The sequence below is a fragment of the Ralstonia mannitolilytica genome, from assembly GCF_000954135.1.
In the GTDB taxonomy this organism is placed as follows: Bacteria; Pseudomonadota; Gammaproteobacteria; order Burkholderiales; family Burkholderiaceae; genus Ralstonia; species Ralstonia mannitolilytica.
Map to the genome: position 1 here is coordinate 261448 of NZ_CP010800.1, position 13503 is coordinate 274950.

General features: G+C 67.1%; 18 protein-coding genes. 11 read left to right on the forward strand and 7 right to left on the reverse strand.

Annotated features, from left to right (window positions below; genetic code table 11):
* Positions 1-50: 50 nt before the first annotated feature.
* On the forward strand, positions 51-1469 hold the full coding sequence (locus tag TK49_RS17750) for an aminotransferase-like domain-containing protein (RefSeq protein WP_045218610.1): 1419 nt from the start codon (positions 51-53) through the stop codon (positions 1467-1469).
* 62 nt (positions 1470-1531) lie between these two features.
* Complete coding sequence (locus tag TK49_RS17755) at positions 1532-1966, forward strand: DUF3005 domain-containing protein (protein ID WP_045218612.1); 435 nt, start codon at positions 1532-1534, stop codon at positions 1964-1966.
* 109 nt (positions 1967-2075) lie between these two features.
* Here the strand turns inward: TK49_RS17755 and TK49_RS17760 are convergent, their stop codons facing one another.
* Genes TK49_RS17760 through TK49_RS17770 form a run of 3 tightly spaced genes read right to left on the reverse strand, consistent with a single transcriptional unit; the run spans position 2076 to position 4170 of the window.
* Positions 2076-2855, reverse strand: coding sequence for an enoyl-CoA hydratase-related protein (locus TK49_RS17760; protein ID WP_045218614.1), 780 nt, complete (start codon positions 2853-2855; stop codon positions 2076-2078).
* Entirely contained in the window at positions 2852-3286 is a 435-nt protein-coding gene (locus TK49_RS17765; protein WP_045218616.1) for a MarR family winged helix-turn-helix transcriptional regulator, read from the reverse strand. Before TK49_RS17765 ends, TK49_RS17760 begins: the two co-directional genes overlap by 4 nt.
* The gene (locus tag TK49_RS17770) at positions 3283-4170 is read right to left on the reverse strand and encodes an alpha/beta hydrolase family protein (protein ID WP_045218618.1); all 888 of its coding nucleotides are present in this window, start codon (positions 4168-4170) and stop codon (positions 3283-3285) included. The genes TK49_RS17765 and TK49_RS17770 overlap by 4 nt, the downstream gene beginning before the upstream one ends.
* 115 nt (positions 4171-4285) lie before the next feature.
* Here TK49_RS17770 and TK49_RS17775 point away from each other — a divergent pair, with 115 nt between their 5' ends.
* Complete coding sequence (locus tag TK49_RS17775; RefSeq protein WP_045218620.1) at positions 4286-4642, forward strand: ArsR/SmtB family transcription factor; 357 nt, start codon at positions 4286-4288, stop codon at positions 4640-4642.
* Complete coding sequence (locus TK49_RS17780) at positions 4626-5582, forward strand: SRPBCC family protein (protein ID WP_045218622.1); 957 nt, start codon at positions 4626-4628, stop codon at positions 5580-5582. Before TK49_RS17775 ends, TK49_RS17780 begins: the two co-directional genes overlap by 17 nt.
* Here the strand turns inward: TK49_RS17780 and TK49_RS25095 are convergent.
* Both TK49_RS25095 and TK49_RS17785 read right to left on the reverse strand, forming a co-directional pair.
* Positions 5572-5697 carry a hypothetical protein gene (locus TK49_RS25095; protein WP_257983856.1) on the reverse strand — a complete coding sequence of 42 codons (126 nt, stop codon included), beginning with the start codon at positions 5695-5697 and terminating at the stop codon, positions 5572-5574. The genes TK49_RS17780 and TK49_RS25095 overlap by 11 nt on opposite strands.
* Complete coding sequence (locus TK49_RS17785; protein ID WP_045220282.1) at positions 5694-6077, reverse strand: tautomerase family protein; 384 nt, start codon at positions 6075-6077, stop codon at positions 5694-5696. Before TK49_RS17785 ends, TK49_RS25095 begins: the two co-directional genes overlap by 4 nt.
* A gap of 102 nt (positions 6078-6179) precedes the next feature.
* Between TK49_RS17785 and TK49_RS17790 the strand changes: the two genes are divergently transcribed.
* A complete protein-coding gene (locus TK49_RS17790) occupies positions 6180-7034 on the forward strand; it encodes a LysR family transcriptional regulator (protein ID WP_045218623.1) in 855 nt (284 codons plus the stop codon).
* Positions 7035-7037: 3 nt separating this feature from the next.
* Here the strand turns inward: TK49_RS17790 and TK49_RS17795 are convergent, their stop codons facing one another.
* On the reverse strand, positions 7038-8159 hold the full coding sequence (locus tag TK49_RS17795) for a beta-ketoacyl-ACP synthase III (RefSeq protein WP_045218626.1): 1122 nt from the start codon (positions 8157-8159) through the stop codon (positions 7038-7040).
* A 225-nt stretch (positions 8160-8384) separates the two neighbouring features.
* Here TK49_RS17795 and TK49_RS17800 point away from each other — a divergent pair, with 225 nt between their 5' ends.
* The 4 genes from TK49_RS17800 to TK49_RS17815 all read left to right on the forward strand — a co-directional run bounded on the left by TK49_RS17800 (position 8385) and on the right by TK49_RS17815 (position 11183).
* A complete protein-coding gene (locus TK49_RS17800) occupies positions 8385-9059 on the forward strand; it encodes a histidine phosphatase family protein (RefSeq protein WP_045218629.1) in 675 nt (224 codons plus the stop codon).
* A gap of 45 nt (positions 9060-9104) precedes the next feature.
* Positions 9105-9869 carry an SDR family oxidoreductase gene (locus TK49_RS17805; RefSeq protein WP_045218631.1) on the forward strand — a complete coding sequence of 255 codons (765 nt, stop codon included), beginning with the start codon at positions 9105-9107 and terminating at the stop codon, positions 9867-9869.
* Positions 9870-9905: 36 nt separating this feature from the next.
* A complete protein-coding gene (locus TK49_RS17810; protein WP_045218634.1) occupies positions 9906-10808 on the forward strand; it encodes an MBL fold metallo-hydrolase in 903 nt (300 codons plus the stop codon).
* A gap of 99 nt (positions 10809-10907) precedes the next feature.
* Positions 10908-11183 carry a CppA family protein gene (locus tag TK49_RS17815; RefSeq protein WP_045218635.1) on the forward strand — a complete coding sequence of 92 codons (276 nt, stop codon included), beginning with the start codon at positions 10908-10910 and terminating at the stop codon, positions 11181-11183.
* Here the strand turns inward: TK49_RS17815 and TK49_RS17820 are convergent.
* Complete coding sequence (locus tag TK49_RS17820) at positions 11180-12046, reverse strand: LysR substrate-binding domain-containing protein (RefSeq protein ID WP_045220284.1); 867 nt, start codon at positions 12044-12046, stop codon at positions 11180-11182. The two genes, TK49_RS17815 and TK49_RS17820, sit on opposite strands and share 4 nt — an antisense overlap.
* Positions 12047-12148: 102 nt before the next feature.
* On the opposite strand from TK49_RS17820, the gene TK49_RS17825 reads away from it, so the two are divergent.
* Both TK49_RS17825 and TK49_RS17830 read left to right on the forward strand, forming a co-directional pair.
* On the forward strand, positions 12149-12775 hold the full coding sequence (locus TK49_RS17825; RefSeq protein WP_045218637.1) for a LysE family transporter: 627 nt from the start codon (positions 12149-12151) through the stop codon (positions 12773-12775).
* A gap of 158 nt (positions 12776-12933) precedes the next feature.
* Positions 12934-13494, forward strand: coding sequence for an HdeD family acid-resistance protein (locus tag TK49_RS17830; RefSeq protein ID WP_045218639.1), 561 nt, complete (start codon positions 12934-12936; stop codon positions 13492-13494).
* Positions 13495-13503 lie beyond the last annotated feature (9 nt).

Below are 13503 nucleotides of genomic sequence, written 5' to 3' on the forward strand. Positions count from 1 at the left end.
TGAACAGTCTTGCCGATGTGTTCGGCAGCTTCCGGCAACCCTCCCCCGCCATGAAACTCCAGATCGACGCCACCACAGGCGTGCCCATCGCCGACCAGATCGTGGCCGGCGTGCAGGCGTGGATCCGCGACAACGACGTCCGGCCCGGCGCCAGGCTGCCGTCCATCCGGCACATGGCGGCAGAGTACGGCATCAGCCGCTTCCCGGTGATCGAAGCGTATGACCGGCTCGTGTCGCTGGGCCTGCTGGACTCGCGCCACGGCTCGGGCTTCTACGTGGCCGAAAGCGGGCTGACCGGGCGCGACGGACGGGGCTGGTCAGACCCGCGCCGCGCGGAGGCCGAGTCCAAGCACATCTTCGAGCAGTTCAGCTATCCCGACGGCATGCTCAAGCTCGGCGGTGGTTTCGTGCCGGCCGACTGGCGCGACGTCGATGGCCTCACGCAGGCCATCCGCCAGGTCTCGCGCACGGACACGCACGCCGTCATCGACTACTCCACGCCGCTTGGCAACACCACGCTACGCCACCAGGTCATGATGCGTGCGCGTCAGCTCGGCATCCACGCCGAGCCCGCCAATGTGCTCATCACCGCGGGCACGAGCCAGGCCATCGACCTCGTCATCCGCCACATGCTCAAGCCCGGGGACACCGTCTTCGTGGAAGACCCCGGCTACTACACCGTGTTCGGCCTGCTGCGGCTGCTGGGCGTGAAGCTGGTCGGCATTCCGCGCAAGGCCGACGGGCCGGACGTCGAGGTGGCCGAAGCCATGCTGCGCGAGCATCGCCCCAAGCTGTTCTTCATCAACAGCGTGCTGCAGAACCCCACCGGTTCCACGGTGTCGCCGCCGGTGGCATTCCGGCTGCTGGAACTCGCGCGGCGCCACGGCTTCGTGTTCCTGGAAGACGACATCTTTGCCGACCTGCAGGCCGAGCCGACCGCCCGCCTCGCCACGCTGGACCAGATGGAGCACGTGATCTACGTGGGCGGTTTTTCCAAGACCGTGTCGGCGTCATTGCCGGTCGGCTACCTGATCGCCAAGCGCGAGCTGGTGCACGACCTGACCAACGTGAAGATGCTCACCAGCGTAGGCGGTTCGCGCTTTGCCGAAGCCGTGGTCGCCACGCTGCTGGAGCGAGGCGCGTATCGCAAGTACGTCGAACGGCTGCGCCAGCGCGCGGGGGATTCGGTCATCGCCTCGCTCGATGCGCTGGCCGACGCGGGCTGGGAGGTGTTTCACCATCCGTCGGGCGGCAACTTCCTGTGGGCGCGCGTGCCGCATGTCGACGATTCGCGCGACCTTGCCGCCATGGCGGAAAAGCACGGTGTGACGCTCGCCCCCGGCCATTACTTCCGGCCCAACATGGAGGTGTCGCCGTGGGTGCGCATCAACAGCGCGTATGCCACCGAACCGCGCGCGCTTGCCTTCCTGCGGGAGGCCGGCAAACGGGCGACGCGCAAGCGCCCCTGAATACGCGCGGGCATGACCGTTGCGGCACGGTAGCCGTCCGCCGTCCACTCAGGAGCCCCGTCATGCACTCCGACAAATTCCGCTCTGCCCGCCCGCCGCTGCCCGCAGACAGCACCTACGTCGCCGGCCCGGTACCGACGGACCCGGTGCAGCAGGCTTCACAGCGCATCCGCTCGGTCGATACGGCCGGCACCGAGGCGTCCGACAATACCGTGGATACCGACGGCAAGAGCCTGGAAGCCGCCAAGGACCCATCGCAGTGGCAAGACAACGTCATCTATTCGAACGCGTCGCTCACCAATGCCCACCCGGACGACCCCGACTCGCCCATTGCCGGCATCGACAGCCGGCCCAGTCAGGGGCAGCCGACCGTGGCTGCGGCGGCCGGACACAAGGTCGTGCACAAGGGCGTCGTCGACGAGACGGTGCGCAATGGCACGCGCGCCGCGCGGCGTTTCTCGCTGGAAGACGATGAGGGGGAGCCCCGACCGGAATGACAGCGCCGGCGTGAAGGCGACGATCTGCGGCGGCCACGCAGGGGCGCCTGGCCGTGTGAAAACAAAAAAGGCAGCCGGACCAGGGCTGCCGAAGGAGACACCACCGCGCTCAGTGCGCGACAGCGTTGAAATTGGGCGGCCGCCGATCGACGAACGCCCGGAACGCCTCATGCGCCTCGGGCGATTTCAGGCGCCGCGCAAAGCAGGCGCTCTCCGCGTCCATCTGCTGCTTGAGCAGCTCGGCGTTGCGCATCAGGCGCTTGGTTTCGGTGAGTGCGCCCAGCGGCTGGCGCGCCAGTCGCTCGGCAATCGCCCTCGCCTCGGTGCCGAGCTGGTATAGCGGCACCACGCGGTTGGCCAGGCCCCACGCAAGCGCCGACTGCGCGCTCACCGCATCGCCCAGGGCGAACATCTCGAATGCGCGCACATGACCAAGGCGCGCCGGCATCAGCAGGCTCGATGCAGCCTCCGGCACCAGCGCCAGGTTGACGAACGGCGTGGAGAGCTGCGCGTCGTCGGCCAGCAGCACGAAGTCGCAATGCAGCAGCATCGTTGTGCCGATGCCCACCGCACGCCCCTGCACCGCCGCCACCAGCGGGCGCGTGGCGCGCGCAAGCGCATGCAGAAAGCGGATGACGTTGCGCTCACCGCTGCCGCTGCCGGCGGACACGGCAATCGAAGCAAACTCGCCGATGTCGTTGCCGGCCGAGAACATGTCGCCCTCGGCGCGCAGCAGCACCACGCGGACGGCGCTGTTGTGCTCGGCCGCCTCCAGCGCGTCGGCCAGCGCCCCGTACATCGCATCGGTGATGGCGTTCTTCTTGTCGGCGCGGGCCAGGGTGAGGGTCAAGATGCCATCGGCGTGCTGCCGCTGGATGTGTTCGGTCATTGCTCGTCTCCGGTGGGGAACTTGGTTTGCAGGCTGGCGAGCCAGCGGGCGACAACGTCGATCTCGGCGTCGGTAAAACCTTCGGTCAGGCGCGCGTTCAGTTCGGTCAGGCCCTTGCGCGTTTCGACGAGTGCGGCGCGGCCGGCCGGCGTGAGCCAGAGCTGCCACGCGCGGCCGTCCCTGGCGTCGGGGCGGCGCTCGATGAGGCCGGCGTCGGCGGTGCGGTCCACGAGGCCGCTCATGGCGGAGGGGCCGAGGTCCAGCGCGGCACCGGCTTCGCGCATCAGCGCTCCGTCGTTCTTCTCCAGGAAGAACAGCAGGCCGGACTGGGCAGCGGTCACGCCCTCGCCGGTGCGCGTCTGGATCCAGCGCTGCAGGCGGCGCTGCCCGACGTTGATGAGATAGACGAGGCGGCGATCGGGTGCGGTCATGCGGCTTGCACCTCAGCGCGATATGCTGCGGCGCGCTCGCTCAGCCAGTCCGCCAGGCCGGGCCAGAGCGTGGCGGAAAACTGCGGGCGGAAGAAGCCCATGTGCCCGACCGGCCCGCCGGCCTGCGCAGGCGCGATCTGCCGGCGCTCGACCCGGGTGTTCGTGAAGTGCATCGTGAGCGCATGGATGGCGGCGGGCGTGGCCCAGGGGTCGTCGTCAAAGCCGTAGACGAGCACTGGATGCGTGACGCGGTTGAAGCGCCCGATGGCGCCGAGCGTCGGGTCGTCGAAGAAATAGCGCGGCATGCTGGCCCAGGCGCCCCACTCGATCGCCACGCCACCCGGGAGGTCTTCGCCCAGGCCCAGGCGCTTGCCGGGCACATAGCCGATCAGCCGGGCAAACAGCGGGCCCACGCCGCGCAGGATGAGCTCGACACGCCAGCGCTCCGCCCGGCTGCGGATGAAGCGCGAGTTGCCCGTATGCGAGGCCACCTGCACAACGCCGGCGACGTCCCAATCCGCACAGCACAGGCCGATGGCGTGGCCGCCGACCGAATGCCCGATCGCCAGTTGCGGCAGCTGCGGATACCGCGCCCGCGCCCAGCGCATCACGCCGTCTGCGTCGAGCAACGCCCAGTCGCGCATGCGGGCGGCAAAGCGACGCAGGCTGCTGGGCCGCGACGCGCCGATGCCTCGGTAGTCGTACGTGATGGCGTGAAAGCCGCGCGATGCCAGGAACGTGGCGAACGCCTGGTAGATGCGCTGCGGCACACCGGTGGCCGGGTGCATGACCACCACGCCCTGCGGTGTTCCGGCCGCCTGCCAGAGCATGGCGCCGAGCGGGTAGCCGTCTCCGGCGGGAATGGTGTGCGGCGTGCCGTCCATCGGATCGATTATTTCGTATGCGAAGTTTTTACTTTGTATGCGAAGTAAATGCCGCCGTCAACCTTCAAACAATGAAGTCCTTGCTTAACTATCCGGGGCCACTATAGTTAACAACATGCTTAACCATGACACTTCTCTCGATCTCGCCTTCCAGGCGCTGGCCGATGGCAACCGGCGCGCGATGCTGGTGCAGCTCGTTCGCGGGCCGGCTTCCGTGAGCGAGCTGGCCGAGCCGCTCGACATCTCGCTGCCGGCCGTGATGCAACACCTGGCGGTGCTGGAAAACTCCGGTCTCGTGCGATCGGAAAAGGTGGGCCGCGTGCGCACGTGCCGTATCGAACCCGGGGCGCTGAGCCTCGCTGAGCAGTGGATCAACCAACGACGCCTGGAGTGGGAGCAGCACTTCGACCGCCTGGGCGCTTACCTCGAAACACTCAAGACCCAAGGAGACACGCATGACGACGACCGTTGACCAGCCCGCAGGCACTGCGCTGCCCCCACTCGTGATGTCGCGCACCTTCCCCGTCTCGCGCGACTGGGTCTTCCAGGCCTGGAGCACCGCTGAACACATCAAGCGCTGGTTCTGCCCGATGCATTTCACGGTGCCCGATGCGACGGTCGAGTTTCGCGTGGGCGGCAAGTTTGACGTGTGCATGCGCTCGCCCGAAGGGCAAGACCACTGGTCGCGCGGGCACTTCCTGGAGATCGTGCCCAACGCGCGCCTGGTCATCGACATGAACGTGGTGGACGCCGACAACCGCCCGCTGATGAACGCCCACACCGTCGTCACGTTTGCCGAAGACTGCGGCGGCACGCGCATGGAGGTCACGCAGACCCACACGCCGCTGGCTCCGATTGCCGAGATGATGATCAAGGGTGCGTCCGAAGGCTGGAAGCAGACGCTGGACAAGCTGGAGCGCGAAGCCGCGCGCGTGCCGTTGGCCGATGGCGTCCAGCGCTCGGTCGTGCATGCGACGTTCACCGTGGAGCGCACGTATGACGCACCGCGCTCGCGCGTCTTCAAGGCGCTCACCGACCCGTCGGCCAAGGCCAAGTGGTTTGCCGGCGGCAACGGCTACACGCAGCTCGTGCGCGAAATGGACGCCCGCCCCGGCGGCCGCGAAGTGCTCAAGGGCCGGTGGGACAGCGGTGTGGTGTCCAGCTTCGAGGCCACGTACCACGACGTCATTCCGGACGAGCGCGTCGTCTACTCGTACGTGATGCACCTGGACGATCGCAAGATCTCCGCCTCACTCGCCACGCTCGAGCTGAAGCCCGCCAACGATGGCGCTGGCACACGCCTCGTCATGACCGAGCAAGGCGCCTTCCTCGACGGCTACGACGATGCCGGATCGCGCGAGCGCGGCACGCAGTTCCTGCTCGACATGCTGGGCAATTCGCTCAAGGACTGAGCCTCTGCAATACGTCGCCCGCGATCACCGCCAACGTGAAGGCCGCGCCCACGATCAGCACCGCCGCCCATAGCACGCCGCCCAGGTGCGCCAGAAGCGCCTGGCGCGGCGTCATTTTGCATACTGCGCGAGGCCATGGCCGAACGACCAGTTCTCGGGCAGCACCTCCACGAGGTTGATGAAGACGTCTTCGGGCCGTATGCCAGGCTTGTCGCCCAGCAGCTCGACGATGCGGCGATAGAGCGCCTGCTTCTGCTCAAGATTGCGCGTGTTGTTGGCGGTGATCTGGAGGATCACAACGTCGTCGCTGCGCGCGATGCCGAAGTACGTTGGGCTGACGCTGAAGGTGCTGGCGTCGTGCTCGGTGAGCGTCATGAAGCGGTCGTCCTCCGGCACGTTGAACGTCTCCCGCATCGCGCGATAGACGCCGTCGAAAATGGCCTGGTGATACGCGGCAGGCTTGCCCCGCCGCAACGACACTTGAACGAGAGGCATGGTGGGCTCCGGGGTGAGGATGCGCACAGCATGCTCCGAATTGTTCATTTCAAAAAGCCATCCTAAGATATTTCAGTCATTGCAGTTCTTAATGATTGAACGATGAAGATGCTCGATCTGGAGGCCGTGCAGGCCTTCGTGCTGACGGCCGACCTGAAGAGCTTCACCCGCGCCGCGGAGGCCATGGACTCCACACAATCGGCCGTGAGCTTGAAGATCAAGCGGCTGGAGGATGCGCTCGGCCGTCGCCTGCTGGAGCGCACGCCACGCGTGGTGCGGCTCTCGCAGGATGGGGCTGCCTTCCTGGGCGCGGCGCGCGAGCTCGTCGCAGCGCACGAAGGCGCGCTTGGGGCGTTTGGAGTGGAACGGCGGCGGCTGTCGGTCGGTATCAGCCACCACATCGTTGGCGCGGAGCTGCCGCGCCTGCTGCGCCAGATGGGGTTGGCCGAACCGTCGCTGACGCTGGAGATCCGCATTGCCAGCTCCTGGGAGATCCTCGAGACCTTCGACAACGGCGGCCTGGACGCCGCGATCGTGCTGCGCCACGACAATCGGCGCACCGACGGCGATGTGCTCATGGAAGAGCCGTTCGGCTGGATGGCCGCGCCAGACTTCACGCGGCATGCCGGCGAGCCGATCCGGCTCGCCATGCAGTCGGAATCCTGCCGCGTGCGCCAGATGGCGGTGGCCGCGCTCGATCAGGCAGGCATTGCGTGGCAGGAGGTGTTCATCGGCGGCGGGGTCGCCACCGTGGGGGCCGCCGCTGCGGCGGGCCTGGCCGTCGCGGCGCTGAGCCGCCGGGTGGCGCCGCCCGGCACCGTCGACATGACGGGGCCGCTGGGCTTGCCGCCGCTGCCTGCGCGCAGCGTGGTGCTGCATTCGCGGCTGGCCGACACGGTCGCGACCAAGGCGCTGCGCACGTTTGCCTCCGCGCTGCGCGCCACGGCGGCGCGCTGAGCGTTACTGCTTCTGCACCGCCACGCTGCCGATCGAATAGCCCGCGCCAAACGAGCAGATCATGCCCAGGTCGCCCGTCTTCAAGTCGGCGCGATGACGGTGGAACGCAATGATCGAGCCGGCCGATGCCGTGTTGGCGAATTCATCCAGAATGACCGGCGCCTCGTCGGCCGAGGCATCGTGCCCAAGCAGGCGCTTGCCGATCAGCTGGTTCATCGCCAAGTTGGCCTGATGCAGCCAGAAGCGCCGCACATCCGCGGGCGCATGGCCGAGCGCCTGCAGATGCGCGGCGATGTGCTCGGCCGCCATCGGGCAGACTTCCTTGAAGACCTTGCGGCCCTCCTGGCGGAAGAGCTGGTCGCGGTCGTCGGGGTTGCGGTCTTCGCTGCGTGAGAGGTAGCCGGCGTTGTTGCGGATGTTGTTGGAAAAGCGCGTCGCGCACTGGGTGCCGAGCACACGCCAGGCGTCGGTGGAGCGCGTCTCCTGGGCGCGTTCCACCAGCACGGCCGTGCAGACATCGCCAAAGATGAAATGGCAATCGCGGTCTTTCCAGTCGAGGTGGCCGGAGGTGATCTCGGGGCTCACGACCAGCGCCGCGCGGGCCGTGCCGCTGCGCACCGCGTTGATCGCCTGCTCCAGCCCGAACGTGGCCGACGAACACGCGACGTTCATGTCGAACGCATAGCCGCCCGCGCCAATGCCGTTCTGGATTTCCACGCCCAATGCCGGATACGGCCGCTGGAAGTTCGACGTTGCGCAGATCAGCATGTCGACGTCGGCAGCGTCGCGCCCGGCAGCGGCCAGCGCCTCGCGGGCGGCGGCCACGCCAATTTCTGCCTGCAGCGACAGCACGTCGTCCGGGCGTGGAGCGAGCTTCGGGCGCATGCGCGCCGGGTCCAGCACGCCGGTCTTTTCCACCACGTAGCGCTGGCGGATGCCCGAGGCCTTCTCGATGAATTCGGCGGACGAAGGTTGCAGCGGCGCCAGCTCTCCTGCTGCAATCGCCGCGGCATGCGCGTCGTTGTAGCGCTGCGCGTATGCATTGAACGAGGCGACCAGCTCCTCGTTGGTGATGACCTCCGGCGCAACCCAGAGCCCCGTCCCGCTGATGACAACGTCGTGCATACCCGCTTTTTGTGAAATTTTGGTGGCGGCGACGATAGCACATCGGACCTGCGCGGCGGCCGGTCGCGTCTGGTCGTTTACATCTAACGCCGGGCGCTGCCCTGCCCGTCTCAGTTCAGGCCGTCGGACTATTCATTTTATGCATTACCGGTCATTCAAAGAATAAATTTCAAAAATAGTGCGGGGGCCGCTAATCTGGATCCCCTTCGGTTTTGGCAGACGGCGATGGCGGAGCTCTATCTCGTACGGCATGGACAGGCGTCCTTCGGCGCGGCCGATTATGACCAGCTTTCCGAGCTCGGCCACCAGCAGAGCGTCTGGCTCGGCGAGTACTTCGCGCGGCACGACATCGTATTCGACCGCATCGTCTGCGGGACGCTGCGCCGTCACGAGCAGACCGTCGACGGCATCCTGCGCGGCATGGGCGCGGCCGGCACGGCGTACGAGCAGCATGCCGGCCTGAACGAATACGACTTCCAAGGGCTGTTTGCCGCACTGGGCGAGGACTTTCCCGAGCTGACGAAGCTCGCTTCGGGGTCGATGCGCGACCATTACCGCGCGCTCAAGCAGGTGCTGCATCTGTGGTCGGACGACAAGATCCGCGGGCCGCTGCCCGAGACATGGGCCGCATTCCAGCAGCGCGTGGCCGACGCGCGGGCCGCCATCCAGCGCGGCAGCGGGCAGCGCGTGCTTGCCGTCAGCTCGGGCGGCCCGATTGCCGTGATGGCACAGCAGGTCCTGCAAGCGCCGCCTACGAGCGCCATCGCGCTCAACCTGCAGATCCGCAACAGCAGCGTCTCTCAGTACTTCTTCAATGCGGAATCGTTCCAGCTTGCCACGTTCAACGGCATTCCGCACCTGGACGACCCGCAGCGGCGCGCTTTCCACACTTACGGCTGAACACCTGAACGGCGGCCGACCCGACCACCATTGGAGGAGCACAACATGAGCACCAGCCTGTTCGATCTGACCGGAAAAATCGCGCTCGTCACCGGCGCGAGCCGCGGCATTGGCGAAGAAATCGCCAAGCTGCTCGCCCAGCAAGGCGCCTACGTGATCGTCTCGAGCCGCAAGCTGGCCGACTGCGAGGCCGTGGCCGAGGGCATCCGCGCATCGGGCGGCAAGGCCGAAGCGCTGGCCTGCCACGTCGGGCGCATGGAAGACATCGAGGCGGCCTTCGCGCAGATTCGCAACACGCACGGCCGGCTCGACATCCTGGTCAACAACGCGGCGGCCAACCCCTACTTTGGCCACATTCTCGACACCGACCTCGCGGCCTACGAAAAAACCGTGGAGGTCAACGTGCGCGGCTATTTCTTCATGTCGGTCGAGGCCGGCAAGATGATGCGCGCGCAGGGCGGCGGTGCGATCGTCAACACGGCGTCGGTCAACGCGCTGCGGCCGGGTGACAAGCAAGGCATCTACTCCATCACCAAGGCGGCGGTCGTCAACATGACACGCGCCTTCGCCAAGGAATGCGGGCCGCTGGGCATCCGCGTCAACGCGCTGCTGCCGGGCCTGACCAAGACCAAGTTTGCCGGTGCTCTGTTCGAAGACAAGGCCACGTACGAACGCTGGATCAACGAGATCCCGCTGCGCCGCCATGCCGAGCCCCGCGAGATGGCCGGCACGGTGCTGTATCTCGTCTCCGACGCGGCGAGCTACACCAACGGCGAATGCATCGTCGTCGATGGCGGCATGACGGTCTAAGATGCACGGATTGCACGTGCACCAGGACGCCGCACCATGAATACCGCCATCCAGCGCGCCGACTTCGGCCGCGTGTCCGTCTTCTTTGGCGAGAAGCGCGGGAAGTATCCCGACGGCAACCAGGTCGTCATCCGGGGTGCGGACACACTGGCGGCCTTCGACACGCCGATCGTCTCCAACCACATCGGCCCGGAGTTCGACGCGACGGAACTGGTGGTGATGGGCCACGCGCATGAAGACCACATGGCGGGCCTGCATCGCCTTCCGCACGCCAGCGTGCATGTGAACGAAGCCGACCTGGCTGCAGTGCGCAGCTGGGCGGGCATGGTCGCCCACTACGGCATCGACGAGGCACAGGCCCCGGCGATGCTGGCGAACATCCAGCGGGATTTCTTCTACGCGCCGCGCCCCGATGCACAAGGCTACACAGATGGCGCCACGTGGGGCCTGGGCCGCGCGCAGATCCGCGCGTACCACATGCCGGGGCACACTGCCGGCCATACCGTCCTGGTGGTCGAGCCGGAAGGCGTGGCCTTTATCGGCGACATCGACCTGACCGGCTTCGGCCCTTATTACGGCGATGCCTGCTCCAGCCTGCGCGATTTCCGCCGCAGCCTGGAGCGGCTGCCCGACATTCGGGCCAAGGTGTGGGTGACGTCGCACCACCGCGGCATCTACACCGACCGCGACCATTTCCTGCGCGACCTCGCCGCCTACACCGCCAAGCTCGATGAACGTGAACAGCGCTTGCTGGCGATGCTGCATTCGTCTCCGAAAACATTGGGGCAACTGGTCGAGCAGCGCCTGCTGTATCCGCCGGGCCACGAGGCCCTGTGGGTGGTGAGCGCCGAGACGCGCACGATCTCGCAGCACTTGGCCGAGCTCGGGCGCGATGGCCGCGTGCGGATGGATGACGAGGGGCGCTATCACGCCAATTGAGGGCCCCGATTGCAGGGGCGCGGCACGCGTGCAACGCATCCTTGCAATCCGCGGGTAACTGTATATATTTACAGTAACTGTAAATTTGTACAGCCCATCATGGACGACCTGATCCGCATCGAAAACGAGTATGACCGCCAGACCGTGGCATGGCTGCGTGAGCGCCTGGGCGATCAAGCCTTGTGCGAAGTCGTGATGCGCATGGGCGGGCGCGGGCGGCCGTATGCGTCGGAGGTGTGCCGCACGCTGAGCCTGACGCCGCCGCCGCGCAAACGCGCAACGCGTGCGCGGCCGCTCAACCGGGCCGTGGGCGAGTCGTATCTCGCGACCATCCGCGCCATCCTGGGCGGGTCAAACCGCCACGCGGCAGTCTAGGCGGCCAGCGTCGCCGCTGTTTCCTCGCGCAGCCACGCCAGCCAGGCGCCGGCAGCGCTGTCGGGAGCAATCGGTGCGTCTGCCAGCAGGCAATATGCGGAACCGTCCCGCCGGAACCCCTGGGGCGCCACGAGGCGGCCGTCCTTGAGGTCGTCGCCGGCCATCAGCTTGGACGCGATCGCAACGCCCTGCCCAGCCAGGGCCGCCTGCAGACTCAGGTAGAAGTGTTCATAGCGCGCCTCGGGCAAGCGGCCGCGTGGGCGCGCGAGCCCGCTGACGCGCCACCAGGTCTGCCAGGCGTCGGGGCGCGTAGCGGTATGCAGCAGACGCCGTCGCGCCACGGTGTCGGTTGACGGCGCGTGCACGGGGCCGATCCATTCGTCGCAGATCGGTGCTGCGTGCACATGCGCGGGCCACGCGAAATCGTTGCGGCGCACCGCCACGTCGACGCCGGTGCGCTTGAAATCAATGGGACCGCCGGCGGCAAACAGATGCACCTGCACGTGCGGGTGCCGTGCCTGGAAGCGCGACAGACGGGGGATCAGCCAGCGCATCGCCAGCGTCGGCTCGCAGGAAACCACCAGCGTGGAAGACGCCGCGCGGCGCGCGATCCGGTCGATGCTATCCGTGAGAATCGAGAACGCATCGGCAGCCGCCGCGCGCAACTGCTCGCCGGCCGGCGTAAGGAAGACGGCACGGTTGCGCCGCGCGAACAGCGCCACGCCCAGCGAGTCTTCCAGAAGCCGTATCTGGCGGCTGACAGCTCCATGCGTGACATGCAGTTCCTGCGCGGCACGTACAAAGCTGCCATGCCGCGCGGCGGCTTCGAACACACGCAAGGTATTGAGCGGCGGAAGTGCCATCTGTGAGTTTTCATCACTGAAATACGGCATCATAAATCGATTTTCAGCGATCACCGGCGCGGCCAGAATCTGCGCATCCCGACTCTGCGCAGGCTGCCCAACATGGCCGAACTCGTTGCCGTTGCCGTCATCACACTTCTGGCCGTCATCAGCCCGGGCGCCGACTTCGCCATGGTCACGCGCAACAGCCTGCTGTACGGCCGCCGTGCCGGCGTGCTGTGCGCGCTTGGCATTGCGCTCGGCGTGCAGGTGCACGTGTTCTATACGATGTTCGGTGTGGGGCTGCTGATTGCCCATGCGCCGGCACTGCTCCATGGCATCAAGCTGGTGGGCGCCGCCTATCTGGTGTGGATCGGCTGGAAGACGCTGTCTGCCACGGCACCCTTGCCCGGCGAAAATTCAGCCGGGCCTGCGGCGCCTCGTGCGCTATCCACTGTGGCGGCCCTGCGCCTGGGCTTTTTCACCAACGCGCTGAACCCCAAAACGACGCTCTTCGTCGTCAGCACATACACGCAGTTGGTTCACCCAGGCACGCCGCTGGCCGCGCAGTTCGGCTATGGGCTGTTCATGTCGACGGCGCATGCGGCGTGGTTTGCGCTGGTCGCTACGGTGTTTGCCTCTGGCGCGTTGCGGCGCTCCCTCGTGGCACGGCAGCGGACCGTGGATCGCATCATCGGCATGATCCTCATCGGGCTCGGGTTGGCGCTTGGCCTCGCGCGGCTCGCCTGACGCCGCACCCAGCGTGGGCGCATTGCGACGCCCACTCCACCCGCTGCGCACGCCGCGATTGAGCCTGGCAGCCCGTTGCTCTACCTTGGAAAGACCAGCGATCGCTCGCCGCGCTCCGGCGCGCGGTCGCTTTCTGGTTGGCTTCCGCGGGGCGATTCATGCTGCATACGCTTTCCAGGCTGTGGTGGGTGCTCGCGCTGCGCGGCATGTGTGCGCTGCTGATCGGCGTTGGCGCGTTTGTCGTGCCGGCGGCCACGCTCGCGGCGCTGGTGCTGGCGTTTGGTGCGTATGCGCTGGTCGAAGGGTGTCTGCTGCTGGCCACGTCGTTTGGCAGCCACACACCATCGCATGACCGCTGGCCGCTGGTGCTGCAGGGGCTCCTTGGCGTGGCGGTCGGTGTGCTGACGCTGATCCACCCTGCCGTGACGGCGCTGGGCCTGTTGCTGTACATCGCCGCATGGCTGCTTGCGCAGGGTGTACTGCAGATCGTCGTGGCAGTGCGCCTGCGTGAAGAACTCGCCGGCGAGTGGTGGCTGATCCTGGGCGGCATCGCCAGCGTGCTGCTGGCCGGCTGGCTGCTGTGGGGGCCCGAGGCCGGCGTGCTGGCCGTGTTGTGGTGGATCGGCGCATGGGCCATCGTGTGGGGCATCGCGCTGATCCTGGCCGCGCTGCGGGTGCGCAACTGGGGACGCAGCGGATCCGCACGGGCGTTTGCATGACGCCGCGCC